Source organism: Oceaniferula flava (assembly GCF_016811075.1).
Taxonomy (GTDB): domain Bacteria; phylum Verrucomicrobiota; class Verrucomicrobiia; order Verrucomicrobiales; family Akkermansiaceae; genus Oceaniferula; species Oceaniferula flava.
This window is the reverse complement of record NZ_JAFBGL010000006.1, coordinates 83,154-102,762: the sequence shown is the minus strand read 5'-3', so window position 1 is coordinate 102,762 and position 19,609 is coordinate 83,154. Positions and strand designations below refer to the sequence as shown.

At 55.5% G+C, this 19,609-nt stretch carries 16 protein-coding genes; 1 reads left to right on the top strand and 15 read right to left on the bottom strand.

Translation table 11 applies throughout. The annotated features are described in order from the left end of the window. Positions 1 to 39: 39 nt before the first annotated feature. The 5 genes from JO972_RS10225 to JO972_RS10205 all read right to left on the bottom strand — a co-directional run bounded on the left by JO972_RS10225 (position 40) and on the right by JO972_RS10205 (position 6,269). Complete coding sequence (locus JO972_RS10225; protein ID WP_309489946.1) at positions 40 to 447, bottom strand: hypothetical protein; 408 nt, start codon at positions 445 to 447, stop codon at positions 40 to 42. A 43-nt stretch (positions 448 to 490) separates the two neighbouring features. Further along, the gene (locus JO972_RS10220) at positions 491 to 1,012 is read right to left on the bottom strand and encodes a DUF421 domain-containing protein (RefSeq protein ID WP_309489945.1); all 522 of its coding nucleotides are present in this window, start codon (positions 1,010 to 1,012) and stop codon (positions 491 to 493) included. Positions 1,013 to 1,114: 102 nt separating this feature from the next. Then, positions 1,115 to 2,125: a zinc-binding alcohol dehydrogenase family protein gene (locus JO972_RS10215; RefSeq protein ID WP_309489944.1), complete on the bottom strand. Its 1,011-nt coding sequence runs from the start codon at positions 2,123 to 2,125 to the stop codon at positions 1,115 to 1,117. A gap of 55 nt (positions 2,126 to 2,180) precedes the next feature. After that, positions 2,181 to 2,849 (bottom strand): peroxiredoxin-like family protein, encoded by a 669-nt coding sequence (locus JO972_RS10210; RefSeq protein WP_309489943.1) that lies wholly within the window; start codon positions 2,847 to 2,849, stop codon positions 2,181 to 2,183. 87 nt (positions 2,850 to 2,936) lie between these two features. After that, entirely contained in the window at positions 2,937 to 6,269 is a 3,333-nt protein-coding gene (locus JO972_RS10205; RefSeq protein WP_309489942.1) for a 3-keto-alpha-glucoside-1,2-lyase-like domain-containing protein, read from the bottom strand. 336 nt (positions 6,270 to 6,605) lie between these two features. Here JO972_RS10205 and JO972_RS10200 point away from each other — a divergent pair, with 336 nt between their 5' ends. Next, the gene (locus JO972_RS10200) at positions 6,606 to 7,856 is read left to right on the top strand and encodes a DUF2130 domain-containing protein (RefSeq protein WP_343221580.1); all 1,251 of its coding nucleotides are present in this window, start codon (positions 6,606 to 6,608) and stop codon (positions 7,854 to 7,856) included. 127 nt (positions 7,857 to 7,983) lie between these two features. Here JO972_RS10200 and JO972_RS10195 read toward each other — a convergent pair whose 3' ends face one another. The 10 genes from JO972_RS10195 to JO972_RS10150 form a co-directional block, all read right to left on the bottom strand. Continuing rightward, positions 7,984 to 9,861, bottom strand: coding sequence for an AAA family ATPase (locus JO972_RS10195; protein ID WP_309489940.1), 1,878 nt, complete (start codon positions 9,859 to 9,861; stop codon positions 7,984 to 7,986). A 1-nt stretch (position 9,862) separates the two neighbouring features. Then, on the bottom strand, positions 9,863 to 10,351 hold the full coding sequence (locus JO972_RS10190) for an ABC-three component system middle component 2 (RefSeq protein WP_309489939.1): 489 nt from the start codon (positions 10,349 to 10,351) through the stop codon (positions 9,863 to 9,865). Further along, positions 10,344 to 11,444 (bottom strand): ABC-three component system protein, encoded by a 1,101-nt coding sequence (locus JO972_RS10185; protein WP_309489938.1) that lies wholly within the window; start codon positions 11,442 to 11,444, stop codon positions 10,344 to 10,346. Before JO972_RS10185 ends, JO972_RS10190 begins: the two co-directional genes overlap by 8 nt. A 249-nt stretch (positions 11,445 to 11,693) precedes the next feature. Continuing rightward, positions 11,694 to 11,840: a hypothetical protein gene (locus JO972_RS10180; RefSeq protein ID WP_309489937.1), complete on the bottom strand. Its 147-nt coding sequence runs from the start codon at positions 11,838 to 11,840 to the stop codon at positions 11,694 to 11,696. Positions 11,841 to 12,038: 198 nt separating this feature from the next. Further along, the gene (locus JO972_RS10175; RefSeq protein ID WP_309489936.1) at positions 12,039 to 12,914 is read right to left on the bottom strand and encodes a LamG-like jellyroll fold domain-containing protein; all 876 of its coding nucleotides are present in this window, start codon (positions 12,912 to 12,914) and stop codon (positions 12,039 to 12,041) included. A gap of 6 nt (positions 12,915 to 12,920) precedes the next feature. After that, positions 12,921 to 13,700 (bottom strand): carboxylesterase family protein, encoded by a 780-nt coding sequence (locus tag JO972_RS10170; RefSeq protein ID WP_309489935.1) that lies wholly within the window; start codon positions 13,698 to 13,700, stop codon positions 12,921 to 12,923. Between the two features lie 41 nt (positions 13,701 to 13,741). Beyond that, positions 13,742 to 15,160 carry a DUF1552 domain-containing protein gene (locus JO972_RS10165; protein ID WP_309489934.1) on the bottom strand — a complete coding sequence of 473 codons (1,419 nt, stop codon included), beginning with the start codon at positions 15,158 to 15,160 and terminating at the stop codon, positions 13,742 to 13,744. A 15-nt stretch (positions 15,161 to 15,175) separates the two neighbouring features. After that, the gene (locus JO972_RS10160) at positions 15,176 to 17,188 is read right to left on the bottom strand and encodes a DUF1592 domain-containing protein (protein WP_309489933.1); all 2,013 of its coding nucleotides are present in this window, start codon (positions 17,186 to 17,188) and stop codon (positions 15,176 to 15,178) included. A 154-nt stretch (positions 17,189 to 17,342) separates the two neighbouring features. Beyond that, positions 17,343 to 18,869, bottom strand: coding sequence for a LamG-like jellyroll fold domain-containing protein (locus JO972_RS10155; RefSeq protein WP_309489932.1), 1,527 nt, complete (start codon positions 18,867 to 18,869; stop codon positions 17,343 to 17,345). After that, positions 18,866 to 19,369 carry a sigma-70 family RNA polymerase sigma factor gene (locus JO972_RS10150; RefSeq protein WP_309489931.1) on the bottom strand — a complete coding sequence of 168 codons (504 nt, stop codon included), beginning with the start codon at positions 19,367 to 19,369 and terminating at the stop codon, positions 18,866 to 18,868. Before JO972_RS10150 ends, JO972_RS10155 begins: the two co-directional genes overlap by 4 nt. Positions 19,370 to 19,609: the final 240 nt, after the last annotated feature.

Genomic DNA, 19,609 nt, shown 5'->3' with positions numbered 1-19,609 from the left:
CGAACTGCAAGGAGTTCTTTGCACAAACGCAGCGATGGCTCAGCGGCCTGCCGAGTCTAACACATAATGCTCCAGCTTGGCGCGCGTCAGCCGCTGGTTGTTGCGCCGGAACCGTGACTTGGTGAAAAGTTCCGGCACGCTGCGATCGGCCCCCGATAGCGTGAAGTCACTTTGTCGGCTGAGCCAGATGACGAAGGTGTCGGGCTGCTGCCATTCTAACAACCTTGGCCCGTAGAGCACATCGCCATCATGAACCGACACCAGGCAGATCTTTCCGTCCGCAAAAACCAGGCCGTGGCCGCAGTAACTTTGATGACTCTGCCAAATGCCAGCTTGGCCGTTGTCCGCCACCAGTTGGGCCGCCACGCGTGCCGCCAGCTGCTCGCCAATTTCCGTTCGGCTCAGGGCGGCGATTTTCTCCGGATCTGACCAGGGGCACTTGCTCATGAGATGTTAGTGGGGGCTGTTTGTGGGATGAAATTTCAGCCGTCTACTCGTCGATGCAGCGGGTGCCGGTCAGCAGATCCTCCGCGCAGGATTCGCCGTGCAGCACCGAGATATCGCCGGTGGTTTCCAGCACGACGGCGCGGACCTCCTGGAGATCCAGCACATTTGCCTCGCGCAGCTTCGCCATCAGATCGCTGCGGGAAACTCGGGTGGCACTGAGCGCCTTCTCGATGATGGCACCGTCACGCATCAGGATCACCGGCTCATTCTGCATCAGGTCCTCGGCGGTGTCCGAGCGCTTGCGCAGGCTGGCGGCGAGTCGCTGGACGATAAAGAGTGCCGCCATAGCAATGATGCTCTGCACGAAACCTGACCAGTTGGTGGCCTGGCTGGCACCGGCTAACAAAGAGCCCACCGCCACCGTCATGACGAAGTCAAAGTTCGTCATCTTGGAAAACGAGCGCAGACCATTCACCCGCACTAACAAAACAACCCAAACCAGCCCCACGGTGGTCAGGATCAGGCCGCGCAGGATGAGATCGAGAGTGGGGTGCGAAACAAACATGGCTAGGGGAATCATACCAACATGCTCGTGCAGGCTTCCCCTGCTCGCAAGGAGGAATCTTGAGATCCCCCCGGCGCGCGGCCCCTAACTGCCATCTGACGCTTAGTCCCAGCCGGAGACCGTGAGCTTTCCAATCGCCGACTTCGCCTCCATCCGGCGGTGGCCTTCGAGGATGTTCTCGGCCTGGATCGGGCTCAGCTGATCGTTGGCGGTGGCGATGAGTTGCCCGGCATCGACCAGCTCCGTCACGCGGTTGAGAATGTGGTGCTGCTCGATCATGTCCGGAGTGCTGAACATCGAGCGAGTGAACATGAACTCCCAACAGATCGACACCGACTTCACCTTGAACGGGCCGGTGAGATCGAGCGCTTGCTCGTTCCCGGTGATCAGGACGATGCCACCCTGGGGAGCAATCATCTCGCCCATGGCATCCCAGACGGCATCGATGTCGTTGTAGTTCGCGATGTAATTCACCATCCCCAGGCCGAGCTCTTTCAGCTGCGCCGGCATGTCCTCGTGGTGATTGATAATGTGATCGGCGCCGAGCTTGCGGCACCAGCTGGCGCTCTCCTCACGCGATGCGGTCGCCACCACAGTGAGCCCGGCCAATTTCGCCAGCTGAATGGTGATCGATCCCACACCACCGGCACCCCCGATGATCAGCAGTGTCTGTCCGGCATTTTTCTCCGGAGTATCCACATCGATGCCCAAGCGGTGAAACAAAGACTCCCAAGCGGTCAGCGCGGTGAGTGGTAGGGCGGCGCTGGTGGCTGCGTCCAGCGAGGTGGGGCGCTTGCCCACGATGCGTTCGTCCACCAGCTGATACTCGGCATTGCTGCCTGGGCGGGTGACATCGCCGGCGTAATAAACGCGATCTCCCGGCTGGAAAAGCGATGTGTCCTCGCCACCACTGACCACCACCCCTGCGGCATCGAAGCCGAGGATTTTCGGATCGTCACCCTCGGCGGGGCGGACTTTGTAATCGACCGGATTCAGCCCCACGGCCTCCACCTGGACCAAGAGATCGTGGCCGGTGGGTGTGGGCGTCTCGATCTCGACATCGATGGCAGATCCAGCTGCGCTGCTGTTTCGGATAAATTGGATGGCTTTCATCAGGCTGTGTATTGTTCAGGGTTGAATGGGGATGGTAGCACAACTGGCCGTCGACTTAACCGGCGTTCTCGCTCAGCTGCTGCACGGCCTCGACGATGTCCTGGGGCTCGGCACGGGTGCGGTAATCGACATCGACAAAGCGCCAGCGCACCACGCCTTCGGCATCGAGCACAAAGGTGGCGGGGATGGGAAGGATGCTGGCATTGCCATCGTTGATCGATTCGAGGTCGAGCCCCCGGTCGTCGCGCATGTGGCTGAGCAGGCGTTCCGGCACCTCCCAGGCAACGCCGTAGCTCGCCGCGGTCTTGGCGTCCTGATCGCTGAGCACGGAGAAGCTGAGCTCTTGTTTTTCCTCGTCGCTCAGTGAGGCATCCGGCTTCTGCGGACTGATGGCCACCAAGCTGGCACCGAGCTCGCGCAGCTCGGGGAGGCGAGTCTGCATCGCCTGCAGCTGGAGGTTGCAATACGGGCACCAGCCGCCGCGATAGAAGGTCACCACCACCGGACCACAGGCGAGAAGATCGCTGAGGGCGACCAATTCTCCGCGGGCATTCGGCAGTTCAAAATCGGGGGCTTTCTGAGCGAGATCGATCGCCTCGGCTCCGCGTTGGAAGGATTTGGCCTCGGCCAGCAGCTCATCCACGGCGCCCATGAAGTCAGGGTTGGCTGCGCGGGTTTTGGCGATTTGCTGATCGGTTTGCTCTCTCAGAGATAGATGATTCATGATGGCATGACTGATACGACATGCCGGCAGCGGGTCAAGCGGCCATCGCTGCGGACGGCCACCTTTTTTCCACGCTGCCGCGATCACTTAGCTCTTCGGAATCTTATACAAGGTGTAGTAGGCCTTGGATAAAAATGGTCCGTGTTTCTTGCCGTAGGCGGTGTTCGCCAGGTTCAGGCGGAACACGCGGGCGCTGTGATCGGACTGCGCACGCTTCACTTTGAAATCATCCAGGGTGACGTGGCAGATGGTCTTCTCGGCATTCCAGCGGGTGCTGCTGACCTTTTCCTTACGCACACCTTCGCGGGGCGAGCCGTATTTCGCGCTGTTGATGTAATACCAGGAATCGCACTCGATGTTGGCCGCTTCATCCGCGCCGGACTGCGGCTGGGTGAAGTGGATATCGAAGCCCTCGGCAGTGACTTTCACCGTCTTGATCGCATCCACGGTGACCGAGGGATCGTAAACGATGCGCTGGAAGGCAGCGAGCTGACCACCGAGCGCGCGCCAGCCACGACCAGTCTGGCCGATCCAGAGGCTCGAGTCTGCCGGGTTGAAACGGATTCTCACAGCGCCGGATTCCAGTCCCTCGGCGAAGGGAATGGCGACCGCTTGCTCCTGGCCATCGACCACTTGGGAGTCGATGCGGTAAATGTTCGACTGCATCTGGTCGCCCAGGAACATCTGGCCTTGGAAAGGTCCGAAGTTGATCTTATCGGTCAAGAATTCCGGCGATCCGGGGGTGTTCATCACCTCGCCGTGAGGCAGCAGGACGAATGGCAGCTCGCGGCTATCCTTGACCGCATCCCACTGGACATCGGGGCTGGAAACATTCTTGCCGGGGAGATCGATCAGACCAGTCGGGTTGCCGTAGAACTTGCCTTTGTGCACCTTGAACATCTTCGAGGTGCCGACGAATTCACCCTGGTTCTCAGCGTAGACGATTTCATTTTCAGGCGACAATGCCAGGCCGGCCGGGCTGCGGAAACCATTGGCGTAGAGCTCCGTGTTCCCCTGCTCATCGGACGAGAGCATCCAGCCGCGCAGACCACCGCGGGACCCCATGTAGCGGCCTCCCGCCTTGTAAGCGCCCATCACCTCGTGGCTGAGGTTGAGGGTGAAGAGGTAGTTGCCATTGTACTTGATCGGCCCGTGCAGATACTCGTGGTAGCCGCCATTGAAACGGAACTTATCCGTGATGTTGATGCGTTTTTCCGCCCAGTGGTCGTGATCGCTATCGATCAGGCGTGTGAGGCCGGCCTTCTCGCCGATCACCACCTCATTGGGGGAGTTCACCACCATACCGATCGATTCGTAAGCGCCTTCGGCAAACAAGCGCCACTCACCATCGACCACTTTCCAGATGCCTGCGGTGCGGGTGGAGACGAAGGCTTCGCCCTGATGGAACTCGATGCCGAGAGGCTCGAACATCAGCTCGCGGCCGAAGGGATCGGTGGGCGGCGTGCCATCCTCGATGCGGTATCCTTCTGGCAAGGTGGCCTCTTTTTTCGATGGCTGCCACAGCAGCTTCTGCGGCGCGTAGCTCTCGCTGGCGGCGACGTCCGATGGATAACGGCTGCCGGACAGCGGTGGCAGGGTCGCCTTGAAGGTGACGGCGGAATGCTCGCCGGCGGGCAGGATCCACTTGCCATCGCGCAGCTCGCCGTGGGAGACCTGCACCTTGTCCAATTTCCCCGCAGGGATGGCGAAAGCCTGCTCGGACTTCAGCTTGAGATCAAAGCTGGCCAGCAGCTCGGAGGACTTGCTGATGTTAACGGTCACGGCCACTTCATTGTCGTCCACCTGGTAGCGGAAGGTAGGGACTTTCTGCTTCGGTGTGTCCACCCCGAGGAACTTCGCCGGGTAGGCATTGACGGTTTTCATGAAGTCCGCCTTGTCGTTGACGAATGTCTCCGACTGCTTGACGTCGAACATCGCCGGCGGCGAGGTGTAGCTGAGATCGACCAATTCCCCCTTGGCATCGAAGGGCTGGAAGAGGTTGGAAATCTGGTAATCGCGGCTCTTGTAGCCGGGCTGGGCAGCACCGCCTTTACCGCGGCTCACCTGATCTTTTTTCTGAATGAACGGGCCGTCCCAGACTTGGGCGATCGCCATGTTACGCGGATCGAAGCTGTAGCTGATGTCGCCGGGCAGGCCGACGTGGTAGGCGCGGGCGGAAATGTGCTCGCCCATATCGACCCGCTCCAGGCGCGGATAGTCTTTGATCAGGATGGCGATGGGATCTTTTTCCAGCTGATACTTGGCGGCCGGCTTCTTCTTCCAGAGCACCTTCGGACCTGCGTCCTTGGGCTCGTTCAGGGTCAGCAGGTAGCTGTAGAGCGCGTTGATTTCATCGTCGTTGATCGCCTTGAAATCATAGGCGGGCATGATCGGCAGGTGGTTGCTGCCATCGGGCTTCACCGAAAGCGCCTCGTGCGGGCGGCGGATGGAAAATGTCAGGTAAGCGAGGTCCGCAGGCAGCTCCTTGCGGTGACCTTCGCCCGGTTCAAAGACCTTGGTTTTTCTCCCGGTCAGAGTGAACAAACCGTAGAGCGACGGCCCGGTTTTCACCTCGCCTGAGGTGGTGCTGTGGCACTCGACGCAACCTTTCGCCTGGAACACCTTGCTACCGAAATCGACGGCATTGATCATCATCTGGCCTTGGCGATCCAGCGGAGCGGCCTCGCTGCCCTTGAGCGCGGGCTCACCCTCGGTGCTCAGCTCCAGCTTCTTCACCTCGAACTTGCGGATGGCGACCGGGCTGGTCTTCCCCTGGATGAAAATCGATTCCGGCTTGGCGGACTCATTCTGGAACACAGCTGAGCGCGACGGCCCTTTGGCCACCTGGTTCTCGTGGGCCAGCTGGCCATTGACCAGCACCTTGAGGAACTTCGCGTGGTGGGTCTTGCTGCCGTCTTTGGCGAAACGAGGTGCGCGGAAAACGATTTCGAGCGTCTGCCACTCGCCCGCCGTCTTGGCGGCATTCACCTTCGGAGCGACGCCTTCGAAGCCCTTCGGATTGCGGTGATTGTCCCAGCGCTGGGCGATGGCTCCGAGGTCTGAGATGCTGGTGGCTTTCTTCCCGGCACTATCGCCAATCTGGATCTCGTAGCGGCCCATGACGTAGACGCCGGAGTCCGCCCCCTTCGGGATCATGAACTCCATCTTGAGGTGGAAATCTTGATACTTCTCCTTGCTGCGGAGAAAGCCGGCTTTGTCAAACTTGCCATTCGGCGCGATGTTGGCGAGCAGGTCGTCGCCTTGGCTGCGCACCACCAGACCTTCCTTGTCGGCCTCCAGCTTGCCGAAGCTATTCCATTTTGTATCAGGCGCGAACTGCTCTTCGAGCTCCGCAGCGTTGACAGTAACAAGGCCCAGCACAGTGGCAGTGACCGGGTGGATCAGGTGATTCAATTTCATAGATTGGTGGCTCGGTTCGAACATCGGCCGCGAGTTCCACAAGCGGCACAAGCAATACGCATAAGCTGGCGATAACTTTCCTCAATAACAAAGCGCGTAAAAACCGTCCCCAAAAAGGTCATAGTTAGGTGCATCGCCCCAAGCCAAACTCCCTCAAACACCAGTCCCCAGAGCAATCCGATAGCGCTGGGTAAGGTAATCGCGCAGCGCTTCCAGCTCCCGATTCACGATTGCAGCAAACCGAAGGAAGCCAAAGGCAGTCGGCCAGCTATCTACCGTTTTGAGACTTTGATGACACTAGTCCGTGTTTAGAATAATAACGACACATCATAACAGATCAGATGTTTAGCCAGATGCGTCAAATCTCTTCCTGACCCCTATTACGACGAAATCATCTGCCCCCATTGCAACAAGGCATTCAAAATCGACGAAGCAGGCTATGCCGACATTCTGAAGCAGGTTCGTGACAGTGACTTTGAAAAGCAGTTGCATGAGCGACTTGAGCTGGCCGAAAAGGACAAACAAAACGCCATCGAGCTCGCCAAGGAAAAGGTCGCCAGCGAAATGCAACAGACCGCCGCGCAGAAGGATGCGGAGATTCAAGACCTCAAGGCCAAGCTGAACGCCAGCGAAGTCTCCCAGAAGCTCGCCATCACCGAGGCCGTCAGCCAGGTGGAGAAGGATCGCGACGCACTGCGGAACGGCCTCAAGCAGGTGGAGCTTGAAAAGCAACTCGCCGAGAAATCACTCAAGGACAAGTACGAAACCCAGATCAGGGACCGCGACGACGCCATCGAGCGACTCCGCGACATGAAAGCTCAGCTGTCCACCAAGATGGTCGGCGAGACTCTCGAGCAGCACTGCGAGACCGAGTTCAACCGGATCCGATCCACCGCATTTCCGAGAGCCTATTTTGAAAAGGACAACGACGCCCGCACCGGCAGCAAGGGCGACTACATCTTCCGCGATACCGACGAAGAAGGCACCGAAATCGTTTCGATCATGTTCGAAATGAAAAACGAAAGCGACACCACCGCCACCAAAAAAAAGAACGAGGACTTCCTCAAGGAGCTCGATAAGGACCGCAACGAAAAGGGCTGCGAATACGCCGTGCTGGTCACCCTGCTCGAGTCAGACAGCGAGCTCTACAACACCGGCATTGTCGATGTCTTCCACCGCTACCCGAAGATGTATGTCATCCGCCCGCAGTTCTTCCTGCCCATCATCACCCTGCTGCGCAACGCCGCGATGAACTCGCTGAAATACAAAAGCGAGCTCGCCCTGGTCAAGGCGCAGAGCGTCGATGTCACCAACTTCGAAGCCGACCTCGACAACTTCAAAAACGCCTTCGCCAAAAACTACGATCTGGCATCCAGAAAGTTCCAAACCGCCATCGACGAGATCGACAAGTCCATCAGTCACCTGCAAAAAACCAAAGACGCCCTCCTCGGCACTGACCGAAACCTCCGCCTAGCCAACGACAAAGCCCAAAACGTCACCGTCAAAAAACTGACCCGCAACAACCCCACGATGGCAGCCAAGTTTGAGGCTCTTAAGGAGCAGGAGTCGCCTGATTCTGAATCATAGAAGGAGTCTATGCAGGGCGGGGATGATGCAGTTCTGTATTTGCTCCCTTTTTGACCCTTTTCTTCTCCTATTCGCTACTACGACCACTATTATAAATCAAATCTAGTCACTTTAAGCTATGAGCGGCTTATATGGTTTCAGTTTCAATTGGGAATAACCCAAAGCGCCCTTCTTGAGGATTCTTTGTAAACACAATCAAATTGAGTTTATCTGCAAATTCTTCGGGAGGATGTTGATTTTCAATAATGATAATCTGATTTTCTGCATGGTTATCTAGCAGGTATCTATAAAAGTTATGTTTCAGAGCAGAGCCCTGTAGGTTATCCTCTTCTCCTTCAGGTGCATAATAAGCAAGCAGGGGGGAATCCATCACTACAAAACCTGGGTGGGGCAGCGAGTACTTTTGACAGAACTCGAGTAGCCCTAAGGTAACAGCAGCATGTGTGATTGCTCTTAAACCCTTGCCTCTACTGCCTCGAGGTTTTCCACTTATAACGAAATCTTTTTCTTTTTCATCAAAATAGACATTCTCAGCATCAGGAAAGTCCCAAGCTTGCAATATATTTTGCACGGTTTGAGAAAGTTGGTTAAGGACATGTTTGGATAATTCAGCGCCAGTGCCATCATCTTCAGACACATCATCACCTTCATTTTTAAGAAGCTCTTCTTTTTGGAGTTTAAGTTTATCCAGTCTTTTAACTGCATTTAAGGCGTCATGAACCTCATTTTTTTTCTCTAAAAATTCAGAGTATTGCTGCTGCATGATGGATAAATCTGGTGCCATAGTTTCTCTAATACTTTGATCAATTGATCCAAAAGAAATATCTATACCTTTTAACAGCTGTTTTAATCGATCGGACTCACCTAACAAAGATGTGATCGTGGCCTCAAGATCAGATGCCAAGGCTTTTATTTTTTCGATTTCAGCGGATGCTGCTTGAACAATTGATGCAACATCTCCATCGCAAGCACCATCGCAAGCACCATCGTCATGACCGGCCTCAGGAGGAGCTCCACAAAGAGGGCAAGTTACTTTTGCATGATGCACAAATAATGACCCTGACTCCTCGATAGCCATAAGTCTGTTAATGTCAACAGCGTAGTGAGCCCTGAGTAATGAAAATCGTTCTAGGAGGTCAGTGATTTCATCCAAACGATCTCGTGCTATTTCACGCCTTTTCACAACTTCACGGCGACGTCTCATTGATTCGTTCAGTTGGGATTGAATTTCTCCTAAATAATCCCTTTGTGAAACAATGGCATTTTCAAGTTTTACAAGTTGGGAGGTAATTTCACGTCTCGTAGCACCATAATCAGCAACTTCATCTTCCGAATCTTGGATCCACTGATCAAGTAGTTCTATTTTCGCATTAAGCCCAGTTTCAGCGGTCTCGTTTTTTTCTATAGCTACAACAGCACTGTCATCTGCACCGGTGAGCAATAGCTTCAAAGCTGAATATTCGGCTGTTTTGGTGACAACCTGACCACTGAGAAACGGAGAGTCATGCCTTATTATCTCTTTCTCATTTACGATAACAAGCCGTGCCAAATCCCTAAAACTCAGTGAGCGCGTTCCACCTGACTTATTCTTCTTCAATCTTTTATTAAGAAGATTGATTTTGTCTAACATCCAACCTGATAGGTTATCAACTTTTCCAGAAGTGTGTTTTACTTTTAGATTACCATAGCATTCAGCAACAACTTCTTCACCGATGATTCCCTCATATTGCGTATACCCACCCCCATCAACACTGCGCTCAAAAGTCCAAGAACCCTCATTTACTATTTCGATTCCAATTCGTACGCGGTCATAGCCAACTCTTTCTGGTATGTCGCGCAGCTTGCCTCCTCCTAGCAGATAATCAATGGCCTCAACCAAAAACGATTTTCCAGTTTCCGAGGCCCCACATAATACGTTTAAACCAGATTGAAATTTGATACTGGCGGAATCGCGACCGTTCCCAAGAAAACTAACATCGCGGATTACTATCTTGTTAATGTCCATGTCAATTATCTAGAGATCCTTGTAATGGATGAAACTCAGTTGTCCATTTGTCGAAAAATTTAGCCGTGATTGATTGAAGTGAATCACGGGAAGCATCACCGAAATTTAGTATTACCCACTTAGCGCGATCTTGTAAATTCTTTGTGTATGAATTTATTAAACTACTAACAAATGGCATGGCTGTTTCACTTGCTAAATATTCAATACCGTCATCCTTAACCACTCTTTCAATAAAGCCACGACTCATCATCAGCATTACCCCAGATTCAATGATACTGCGCCTAATCAACAGTTCACCCGCGCGCATAGGAAGGGGCGGATGAAGGCTTTCTGGACCGTCAACATCACCTGAGTGCACTACCAAGTAATCAAAATCAACTAACCGTTGCAAATCTAGTGAACGTGGATAGCAAGTAACAAGGATAATCATAGCGCGCATACCAGTCTCGAGCGAGCTATTGAATGGAGTTTTCAATGCGGATTCATTCATTATCGTCTATCCAAGTTAAGCGTTCGTCATCGCATAATTGATGACATATCCCCTGTTTATCAGTTACTCTTGTCACACTAGCTAGTGGGCTTGAATGCACGGCAACTTGGGCGGCTTGTGAGACGGTGTTTGTCATGCACACAATTCCTGAAATATGATTACCTTCGCAAACGTCGACAACCCCTTGGTATATATCTTCCTGTAATTGCTCGTAGGTGCCTACGGGAACGGTATCGCGTGAAAAATTGCGCAGTGATTCGGCATGGTAAAACCGCTCTCTTTGCCTGTGGAAATTCTTTTTATATCTTTCGTTTCTCTCCAAAATCTCTAGGCTGATAGGTTTACTTTCAACACCCATAGCTTCAGCATACACAGATAATAACTGGCGTACATAGCGATGGTCGGTTGACACAGTATTCTCAGCGGGAATTTCTGGTTTTGGTCGAGGGCCTAAACCTCCACCGAACCTTACGGAGTGGAATGGCGTGGTTGCATGCCCTTTGATCATCTCAACGAGTGTGATGGACTCGAAAATGGAAAAATCGAAATCATTTAAATATTGTAGAAAATCACCCTCTAAAACAATCGTAGCTGTATCTGTAATTTTCTTTTCACAGTGTTGCTCCCAATTTTTCATTAACTGCTCTTTTAGTTTTTTGGGCTTAGCAAGCATCTTACCAAGAGTGGTTCCGACTTGTTTGGGTGCTGTGAAAAAATATTTCAGTGGTGGTGGATACTCACCCTCAAACGAATAATAAATTATTTTACCAATTTCTACCCAAACATCTGTTGGATACAAGGAATGATCATAATACTTGCATTGATAGTTCACCCATCCGTCATCAAACTCGCCACTTTTGATAAAGCCAACAACATCCAGTCCTTGATCCCCAGCCCCTGCAAACCGTTTTATTTTATGATACGAACCAGTGAGGGATGTCGCCCACTCCTCCGTGAACTCTTCCCATTGATCTGGAGAAAATAATTCAATCCGCTTTGTTTTTGGAATAGGGATGCCCGAAACAACGTGCTCGGCAGTATACAACCCTACTTGAGGGTTGGGAGCCAGTTCCTTAAAATCTTCTTCGTCCATGCAGCCTTTAGCTTGAATGTTAGATGTTGCCCTACGCGCTAACAACTTCTCCTAAAATGTCTAATGTTAAATGATCATTTCGTAAATAGTAAAGGAGCATGAAAAATTGGGGGATGAAAGGGTTCGGTATAGAAATGGTGCATTTACTTTTCTACTGTGTAAGGAACTAACACGCGTTATGCTCCGAAGATACGTTACCGCAGACTATGGCGTTGCCATAATTTCACGCACAATTGTTAGAGAAGATGACTACAGCAAGGTGAATTGACAAGTATCCTGGCCGAGGTGCTGAAGGCACCATGGAACAAAGCCCATGGCTTCCAGCCATGGGTGCATGGTGGAATCGTTCGGTGCCCTGAAGGGGGCACTGGAAGCTTTGCTTAGCGATCCGTTCATGACTTCCTCGTGACCCAACGTCATCGCCCGAAACCACTCCGGCGGCCTTACAGGGCGCGGTGTTCTCATCCGTTGACCCCGGACTGAAGTCCGGGGCTGTGATCCGGTGTGCTTTCAGCACGGAAGCTGTGTGTCACAATCTGGGCCTTGCCTTGGGATGCGGTAGATCGACCTATTAGGGGTCTGAATCCCTGCGGATCATTTTTTCGTGCCAATGTCATACCGTTTCATGAGGTATTGGCTCAGGTCGGCTAGCTCCTGGTCACTGAGTGGTCGGTCGAAAATGAGGAAGCGAGTGATCTCGCCGACGAATGACTCGTGGCCGGGGTGATTGGTGGCGTCGCGTTCCTGGCCGATGGCCATTTTCGAGGAATTCGCCTTGGGATTGACCGGGACTTTCTGGCTGTCCGCTGGCGTGGCTGAGTTGATGTAGAGATCCAGGTTTACGGTTCCTTTTCCGGCTCCCATGCGGCCCATGACCAGGTAGTAGCGATGGAGGGCGAGCGGTTCCGGGGCGGTGACTTTCGGGTTTTTCTCATTCCACAGCGGCTGCCTGCCTTTTTTCTCCGCTGGCCAACACCTTGAGCCCATCCAGACGTGGTTGGCGTCATCGAGGCAGCCCCAGAAGCCTTCGTAGTTGCTGCCGTTTTTCAGGTTTCCAAAAAACGAATTCACGTCCTTCTTGCCCTGCTTCTGCTGACCGATCGACATCACGGAAACCCAGGTGTAGCCGCTGCCTGTTAGGAGGTGATCAAAGACATCTTCGTCCATGTTGATCAGCTCCTGGCGATCGAAGGCGAGGGTGTTGTGGCCGCCGATTTTTTTGACTTTCGGGACGAAGGTGGGTCGGCCTGAGCCTGGCACCTTGCGGCCTTCGTCGCGTTTCACAAAGACGTCCGCGGCGTTGCCTTTGACTTGGTTGTGCCAAGCTTTGACCCGATTCCCCTCCTCCAGTTCCACGCCGTGGTCGGCATCGAGATCGAGCATCAGGCCTTTTCTAACAGGCAGTCCGTTCCCAGCTTGAACGGCGCTGCTGGCCGCTAACAGGAGGACGAGGAGGTGGTGAATTTTCATGATGGCTTAGGGCAGACGTTGATCGAATAACCAGTCGCGCACCTTGTCGGTGCCGATCGATTGCGGCGCGCAGCCGTGGCCGCCGCCGGGGACGATGTTGAGCTTTACGCGGTCGTCGAGTTTCTGCAGCTGCTTGGCGAGCGCTGGGAGTCGGACGTTTTTGTTCAGGTCGGTATCGTTACCACCCACCCAGCACCAGACCGGTGCCTTGATTTTACCCACCACCTGCTTGGGCGATACCGGACCGGCCATGGTGACGGCTCCCGCAAACCAATCCGGCTGGCGTGCCAGCGTCAGGAAGGTGCCTTGGCCGCCATTGGAGAACCCGACTAGGTAAATGCGCTTCATATCGACCGGCAGGTGGCTGGTGAGATGCTTCACCAGCTCGTCGATTTTCTCAGGGATCTTTTCCCAGCCACCCTTTGGCGGGTAGTAGGGCTGCACCACGAAGCAGGGGTGCTCCTTGTAAATCTTCTCCTTGGTCCAGATGGTGGCGATGCTCTGGACCTTGAACTTGTCACCGGGCTTCGCCTTGTTCCTGCGACCGTGTAAGACGATGACCAGCGGGTGCTTCTTGCCACTTCTGGCGGACTTCAGTTTGCGATCGGCGTAGAACCAGAATGGCAGGCCGTCCTCGATCACCGGCTCCTCCTGATGCACCCACTTTCCTTTGATCAGATTGGTGTAAGGTTTTTCCGCTTTATCCGGAGATTCTGGCAAGGGTTTGGCGGATGTTAGACCTGCCATGGGGACGAGTAAAAGGAGGCTGAGGAGTGCTTTGGTCATCGTGTGATGGGAGTGGGGTGAAAATAGGATAGGTGGAAGCGTTAGATGCCTTTGATGGTGGCGGAGCCTTTGCCGATTTTGGCCTCCACGTTCATCATATCGAGGATGGAGCGGTGCAGGTCGCCGATCGGTTGGTTCTTGGTGGCGATGTGACGGCCGGTTTTCAATCGGCCCCCGGCGTTGCCGGAGAGGATCACGGGGATGTTTTTGCCGTTGTGCGCCTGGCCGGTGCTGATGTTCGAGCCGAAGAGCACGAGGGAGTTTTCCAGCACATTGGAGGAGCCTTCCTGCATGTTTTTCAATCGATCCAACAAATAGGCATACTGCTCCATGTAGAAGGTGTTGATCACGGTGAACTGCTCCAGCTTCTGGTCCTTAAAGCCGTGGTGCGAGGCCTGGTGGTGGGCGCTGTTGACGCCATCGAGGAAGGACATGTTACCGCCGCCTTGGAAGCCGTTGCCGAAGGACAGGGTGGCAGAGCGGGTGGAGTTGCTCCAGAATGAGAGCGCGAGGATGTCCATCATCAGTCGGCCATATTCCCGCTGCGGAATCTTCGGCTGTTTCTGGAAACGACCGTCTTTCTGATCGGCCATGTGCTCGCGGATGTCACCCTTCAGTCCGAGGATGTCCTTGAGCACGTCTTCGGTGATGTTCAGTCCGGTGACGGCATTCTGCTGGGCGATGCGTTTTTCCACTTCGCGCACGGCGGTGAAGTATTCATCGAGCTTGGCCTTGTCCTCACGGCCGAGTTTTTTGCCGAGCGCCTTGGCATCTGCCAGGACGGCATCGATGACGCTGCTATCGGGCATATTCGACGGCTCGGCTTTTGCGTGGCGTCTGCCTTTTGCCGTGGCATTCTTGAACAAGCGATCGAAGGCGCGCTGCGGGTTCACCTCGTAGGGGATGGGTGTCTTGGCATCTTTCCAGCAGATGTGGCTGGTGTAGACCGGTGTGGCCGCCATGGCATTGGCCGCCTGCGCCTGGCCACCGATGCCGAGCTCCAAGGTGGGGAAGACAGTGCTGGTTTTCAGCGCTTCGCCGATGATTTGATCAAGGCTGGCATTGTGCACATTCACCTCGCTGGGTTTCATCGTCCGGTGCGGATTCATGCCGGTCAGGAAACTGGCGGTGCCCAGGCTGTGGCCATTGCCGGGGTTCTTGATGCCGGTGATGACGTTGATGTGCTCCCGGAGGGCGTCGAGGGGTTTGAGAATGCGTGGCAGCTCGCCAATTTTCCCACCGCCCTTGTTCGGCATCCATGCGCGCGGGTTCACACCGTTGGGCATGAAGAAGGTGGCGAAGCGGATCGGCTCGCCATTGGCACCCAGCGCCCCGGTTTGTTTCCCCTGGGCCAGCACCTTGCCAGCGGGTGAAAGCGACTCGAGAAAGGGCAAGGCCATGGTAACGCCGACTCCGCGCAGGAAGCCTCGGCGTGATGAATTAAAGGTCTTTGGGTTCATGGTGCGATGGGTGGTTTACTTCTTAGGGTTTTGGCGATTCAGGAAAGGATGACTGGTGACGACGGACATGATCAGCGTGTGCATGCTGCCATTTTCCTCCATCACCTTGTTGGCGATCTCGCGGGTGACAGGTCGATCGTAGGGAGTCAGCTCGCGGCCGAGGGCGTAGGAGAGAAACTTCTCCACCGCGTGGCGGGTGAACTCGTCCTTGCGCTTGAGCAGGAGTTTTTTCAGCTCGGCCGGGCCGGAAAAGGAATCGCCCTCCGGGGTGACGCCGGAGGTGTCGATCTTGGCTCCGTTTTGCATCGTCCGCCAGCGACCGATGGCATCGAAGTTCTCCAGTCCGAAACCGAGGGGATCGATCAGTGCGTGGCAGGCGCGGCAGTCCGGGCTATCGCGGTGCTGGTCGAGCGTTTCGCGGAATGTCAGCGTCTTGAGCTTGGAGTCACCGGCCGGCAGCTGCTCGACATCCATCGGCGGTGACGGTGGTTTATCGCCTAACAAACTTTCCAACACATAGGCCCCGCGAAGCGACGGACTGGTGCGCAGCGGCATCGATGAAGCCACCAACACACTGCCCATACCGAGCACGCCGCCACGGTCCGGGTTATTCAGTTTCACCTTGCGGAAATGGCTGCCGGTTACGCCTTTGATGCCGTAGAGTCTGGCAAGGCGATCGTTGAGGAAGCTGTAGTCGGAATCGAGAAGATCATACACACTGCCATCCTCACGCAGCAGGTGCTCGAAGAAGTTCGACGACTCACGATACATGTCTACGCGCAGGGCGAAGTTGAACATCGGGAACTTTTTCACGTCCGGATTGGCACTGCCGCGCAGCTGCTCCCAGCCGAGCCATTGGCCGCCGAGATGCATCGCGAGGGTGCTGGCTTTTTCATCCTGCAGCATGCGCATGACTTGCTGCTCGAGGACCTTGGGGTCGGAGAGCTTTTTCTCGTTGGCGAGCTTGAACAGCTCCTGATCGGGCATCGAGGCCCAGAGGAAATACGACAGTCGGTTGGCGAGCTCGAACTCGGTGAGCCCCACCGTTTTCCCACCGCCGGCGATCGGTAGCTCGGAGCGATACAAAAAGCTGGGAGAAACCAGCATCATGATCAGCGGGTCACGGATGGCGACGACGTGGTTCTTGCCATTTTTCCGGGCCTTCTGATAGACCGAGACCAGGCGCTCAATCTCATCGTCGGCCACGGGGCGGCGGTAAATCTGCGGTGCCCAGTGGGCAAACACCCTGCGCGCTCCTGCCACATTGCTGCTGGCACCGATCAGGAAAGCCTGGCGGCGCGCGTGGTTCCCCAGCACCATGTTAGAAACCTTCACCGCGGCCTCGAAGTAGTTCTCCATCAGCAGGGCGGGCAGGAAAAGGGCGTCGGCATCGTTATCGAAGCCACCCTCGCCGGCGCTGTCCTCCGGAAAATTGTCGGCCGGCCGGATTTTCAACCCGAAAAGATCGCGGATGGTGTAATTGTATTCATTCCGGTTCAGGCGGTGCAGGGTGGTGCGCCCCGGATCGGTGCCCATGATCCCCTGGTCCCAGAGGTGGCCAATCTGCATTGCCCAGCCCATTAACAAGGCGCGCTCGCGGATGTCAGGTCGGGTTTTGCGCTTGGGTGGCGGCATGACGTCCATGCGCGCGGTCTTGCCGACCATTTCCCAGAGGTCCGGGTATTTCGACGCCTCCTTGGTGGTCAGCAGGGCTTCGAGATCGATGCTACCTTCGTCGTCCACCGGATTATGGCAGTCGGTGCAGTATTTATCGACGATGGGGGCGATGTGTTTCTCGTAATCCAGCGCGCCGGCGCGAGCCAGCTTGGTGACCTGGCGCAGAGCATCGGATTCACGCAGTGCCTTCTCGGAATCTTCCACGGCGCTCGCACTAGGGGTCAGGCAGCTTGTGGCCATGGCTGTGATCAGGGGGATGATTGCCCTCAGCGGGCTCCCAGCGCCCACAGTCGTCTTTCTTGCTTCGGCCGGGAAGCGAGCTGTCGTGGTGCGGTCAGTGGGTTGCTTCATATGATCGAGATGGGTCGGTTGGGAGAAGTAGTCGCAGGGGATCACAATCGTCTCTACACAGTATAATGTTAATTCTGATGAGATGTTACCAAATTGATGGGAAATACTTGGAAATGACACTATTTCGGCTGCTGCCGCCGCCTAAGGTTTCGGTTTATTGATCCACTGCCATCAGCCCCTTGATCTCAGCCGCAGTGAGCGCTCTGGGCAGAATCCAGACCTCGTCAATTTCCCCGTAGAAGGGAGCCGGCGAGGCATTGTCATACGCACCGCAGCCAATCTGCAGCGGCTGTGAGTTCGGGTGTTTGATGACGGTGCGGATAGCTTGATCGTCCCTCGGCAAATTGCTCAGTTCGCGGTCTACCTGCTCGCGTTTGCCATCGATATAGAGCTCAATCATCTCGCCGTGGGTCGTCTCGGTGCCTCGGAAAACGGCGGCGACGTGATGCCATTCCCCTGCCGCAAGTTCGGTGGCTCCAGAAAAGTGCAGGTTATGGCCCAGCGAGAAGCGCAGCACCCGCTGCCCGGTCTTCCGTGATTTGGAGGTCATGATCTGACAGCGGCCCGATGGCCGAGTGCTCGGCGTCCCCCAGGAAACAATACCGGCCAATTGGACGCCGTGGGCTGCGTCCGGGCGGATCCAACATGCGATGGTTCTCGGTTTCGCCCCACCAATCCCCGGCCAATCGGTGCGGACCGCATCCTCCGGATCTTGGACGGAAAGCGCCTTACCACGCACTCCACGGGTGAAGGTTCCACCGCCGCCACCGCGCGTGGCGGCCTGCATGTTCTCTACCGCCGGGTAGGAGCCCTCCGGCGTCATCGGCTGGGGTCCATCGAAGGAAAAGTGGATGCCGGGTAAGTCCGACGGCAGGCTGGTGAGAAACCGTTGCTCGCTCAGCTCCGTATCAATCCAGCGACCGACCGGTGAAACTCTCAGAGCCGCCCCTTCACGCAGGTCCTGCCCCTCCTTCAAGGCAAAACGCGCCGAGCAATGGACGCGACCATCGAAAACATGCACCTCATCGGCATCATTCGGGTCGGCGACCAAGCCGAACTCCGTTCCATGATCGACCACTTCCACCGATGGCGTGAGCACCCGGAACCCCTGCCCTGCCTCACTGACTCGGAACCAGCCCTTGCCCTCACGCAACTCCAGCAGCCCCGGCCCGGTGAGATTGATTTCTGCCGGACCTTCAATGATCGCCAACACCCCCGGGAGCTCGATGCGTGCGACGCCGAACTCGATGGTCAAGGAGTCGCCAAACTTCATCCGGCTCGCCTGCTCCATCGACCCCGACCACGACGTGCCGGGGCTGAATGTCACCGGAACACCCGCCTCTTTCCCAGCACGCGAAAACCAGTGCATGGCGACAAATGACAAAAGCAACAAAGCCGCAGCAGCCATGGCAGAGTGCAGCATCAGCTGGCGACGGCTGCGTGACTTGTCCCCGGCACGCAGGGACGGTAGCTCCAATCGCTCCCGCAACTCCGGAGTGGCGGGCAGGACCTGGCATTGCAGCGCCTCGTGCAGCAGCAGCTCCACCCTCATGGATCGGCGATAGAACTCACGTGAGGCGGCACTCCCCTTGAGCTCGGCTTCCAGCCGGGCGACTTCATCCGCTGTGGCCTCTCCGTCCACCATGTTCTGGATCAGCTGTTCAAGGTCGCGTTTTTTCATACGATGCTCCCCTCCTCTCCCATGTTCTGCTCCACGCAGCGCTTCAGGGCCGCACGCAGCCGAAACAGGCGCAAGCGGAGGCTGCCAGCGCTGAGGCCCATGCGTTGGGCAAAGCGCTCGACTCCTCCGTGGCTGTTGTAGCGAGCTTGCACGAGATCCAGGTCCTCATCCGGCAATTGGTCCAGGCAGGACTCGAGCGCCGTCAGCTGCTCTTCGTACTCACATTCATCTTCCTGCCACTCGTCCGCCAACTGCTCGAGCAGCTCCGGCGAGAAAAACTCCACATTCCCACGCCGCTTTTTCCGCAGGTGACCCAGCACCGCATAGCGCGCGATGGTGAACGCCCAAGCACGAAAATTGGTGCCCGCTTCATACTGGTCGCGTTTTTGCCAAAGCAGCAAATTAACCTCCTGCGCGACGTCTGACACATCGCTGGTGCCACTCATCAGATAGCCGATGAATGCCCGCAGCCCCGACTGGATTTCCGTGATTTCACTCATGAAAACCTGCGCTGGGTCATGCGATGCGTCGGGGGAAGATTTCATAGGCGACTCAATACATGACTATGACCGCGAGAGCCCAAACGTTTCCAGAAAATACCCCATATATCCAAATAAATTGTCCTAGAGCGGTCGGATCGTCTTGTTAGTCCCAGACACGCCATCACCAACAGGTAGAATCCTGACCCCTGGCAATGTTCCGCGACCTTGCCATCAGGGGAGATCTCGTTAGCTTGAGTG

What these genes read in the sequence shown, in the direction of transcription:
- JO972_RS10185 (WP_309489938.1), bottom strand. Translation starts at nt 11,444, where the DNA reads ATGGACGAAGAAGATTTTAAGGAACTGGCTCCCAACCCTCAAGTAGGG.
- JO972_RS10160 (WP_309489933.1), bottom strand. Translation starts at nt 17,188, where the DNA reads ATGAAGCAACCCACTGACCGCACCACGACAGCTCGCTTCCCGGCCGAA.
- JO972_RS10190 (WP_309489939.1), bottom strand. Translation starts at nt 10,351, where the DNA reads ATGAATGAATCCGCATTGAAAACTCCATTCAATAGCTCGCTCGAGACT.
- JO972_RS10170 (WP_309489935.1), bottom strand. Translation starts at nt 13,700, where the DNA reads ATGACCAAAGCACTCCTCAGCCTCCTTTTACTCGTCCCCATGGCAGGT.
- JO972_RS10205 (WP_309489942.1), bottom strand. Translation starts at nt 6,269, where the DNA reads ATGAAATTGAATCACCTGATCCACCCGGTCACTGCCACTGTGCTGGGC.
- JO972_RS10165 (WP_309489934.1), bottom strand. Translation starts at nt 15,160, where the DNA reads ATGAACCCAAAGACCTTTAATTCATCACGCCGAGGCTTCCTGCGCGGA.
- JO972_RS10150 (WP_309489931.1), bottom strand. Translation starts at nt 19,369, where the DNA reads ATGAGTGAAATCACGGAAATCCAGTCGGGGCTGCGGGCATTCATCGGC.
- JO972_RS10180 (WP_309489937.1), bottom strand. Translation starts at nt 11,840, where the DNA reads ATGAACGGATCGCTAAGCAAAGCTTCCAGTGCCCCCTTCAGGGCACCG.
- JO972_RS10220 (WP_309489945.1), bottom strand. Translation starts at nt 1,012, where the DNA reads ATGTTTGTTTCGCACCCCACTCTCGATCTCATCCTGCGCGGCCTGATC.
- JO972_RS10210 (WP_309489943.1), bottom strand. Translation starts at nt 2,849, where the DNA reads ATGAATCATCTATCTCTGAGAGAGCAAACCGATCAGCAAATCGCCAAA.
- JO972_RS10225 (WP_309489946.1), bottom strand. Translation starts at nt 447, where the DNA reads ATGAGCAAGTGCCCCTGGTCAGATCCGGAGAAAATCGCCGCCCTGAGC.
- JO972_RS10155 (WP_309489932.1), bottom strand. Translation starts at nt 18,869, where the DNA reads ATGAAAAAACGCGACCTTGAACAGCTGATCCAGAACATGGTGGACGGA.
- JO972_RS10215 (WP_309489944.1), bottom strand. Translation starts at nt 2,125, where the DNA reads ATGAAAGCCATCCAATTTATCCGAAACAGCAGCGCAGCTGGATCTGCC.
- JO972_RS10175 (WP_309489936.1), bottom strand. Translation starts at nt 12,914, where the DNA reads ATGAAAATTCACCACCTCCTCGTCCTCCTGTTAGCGGCCAGCAGCGCC.
- JO972_RS10195 (WP_309489940.1), bottom strand. Translation starts at nt 9,861, where the DNA reads ATGGACATTAACAAGATAGTAATCCGCGATGTTAGTTTTCTTGGGAAC.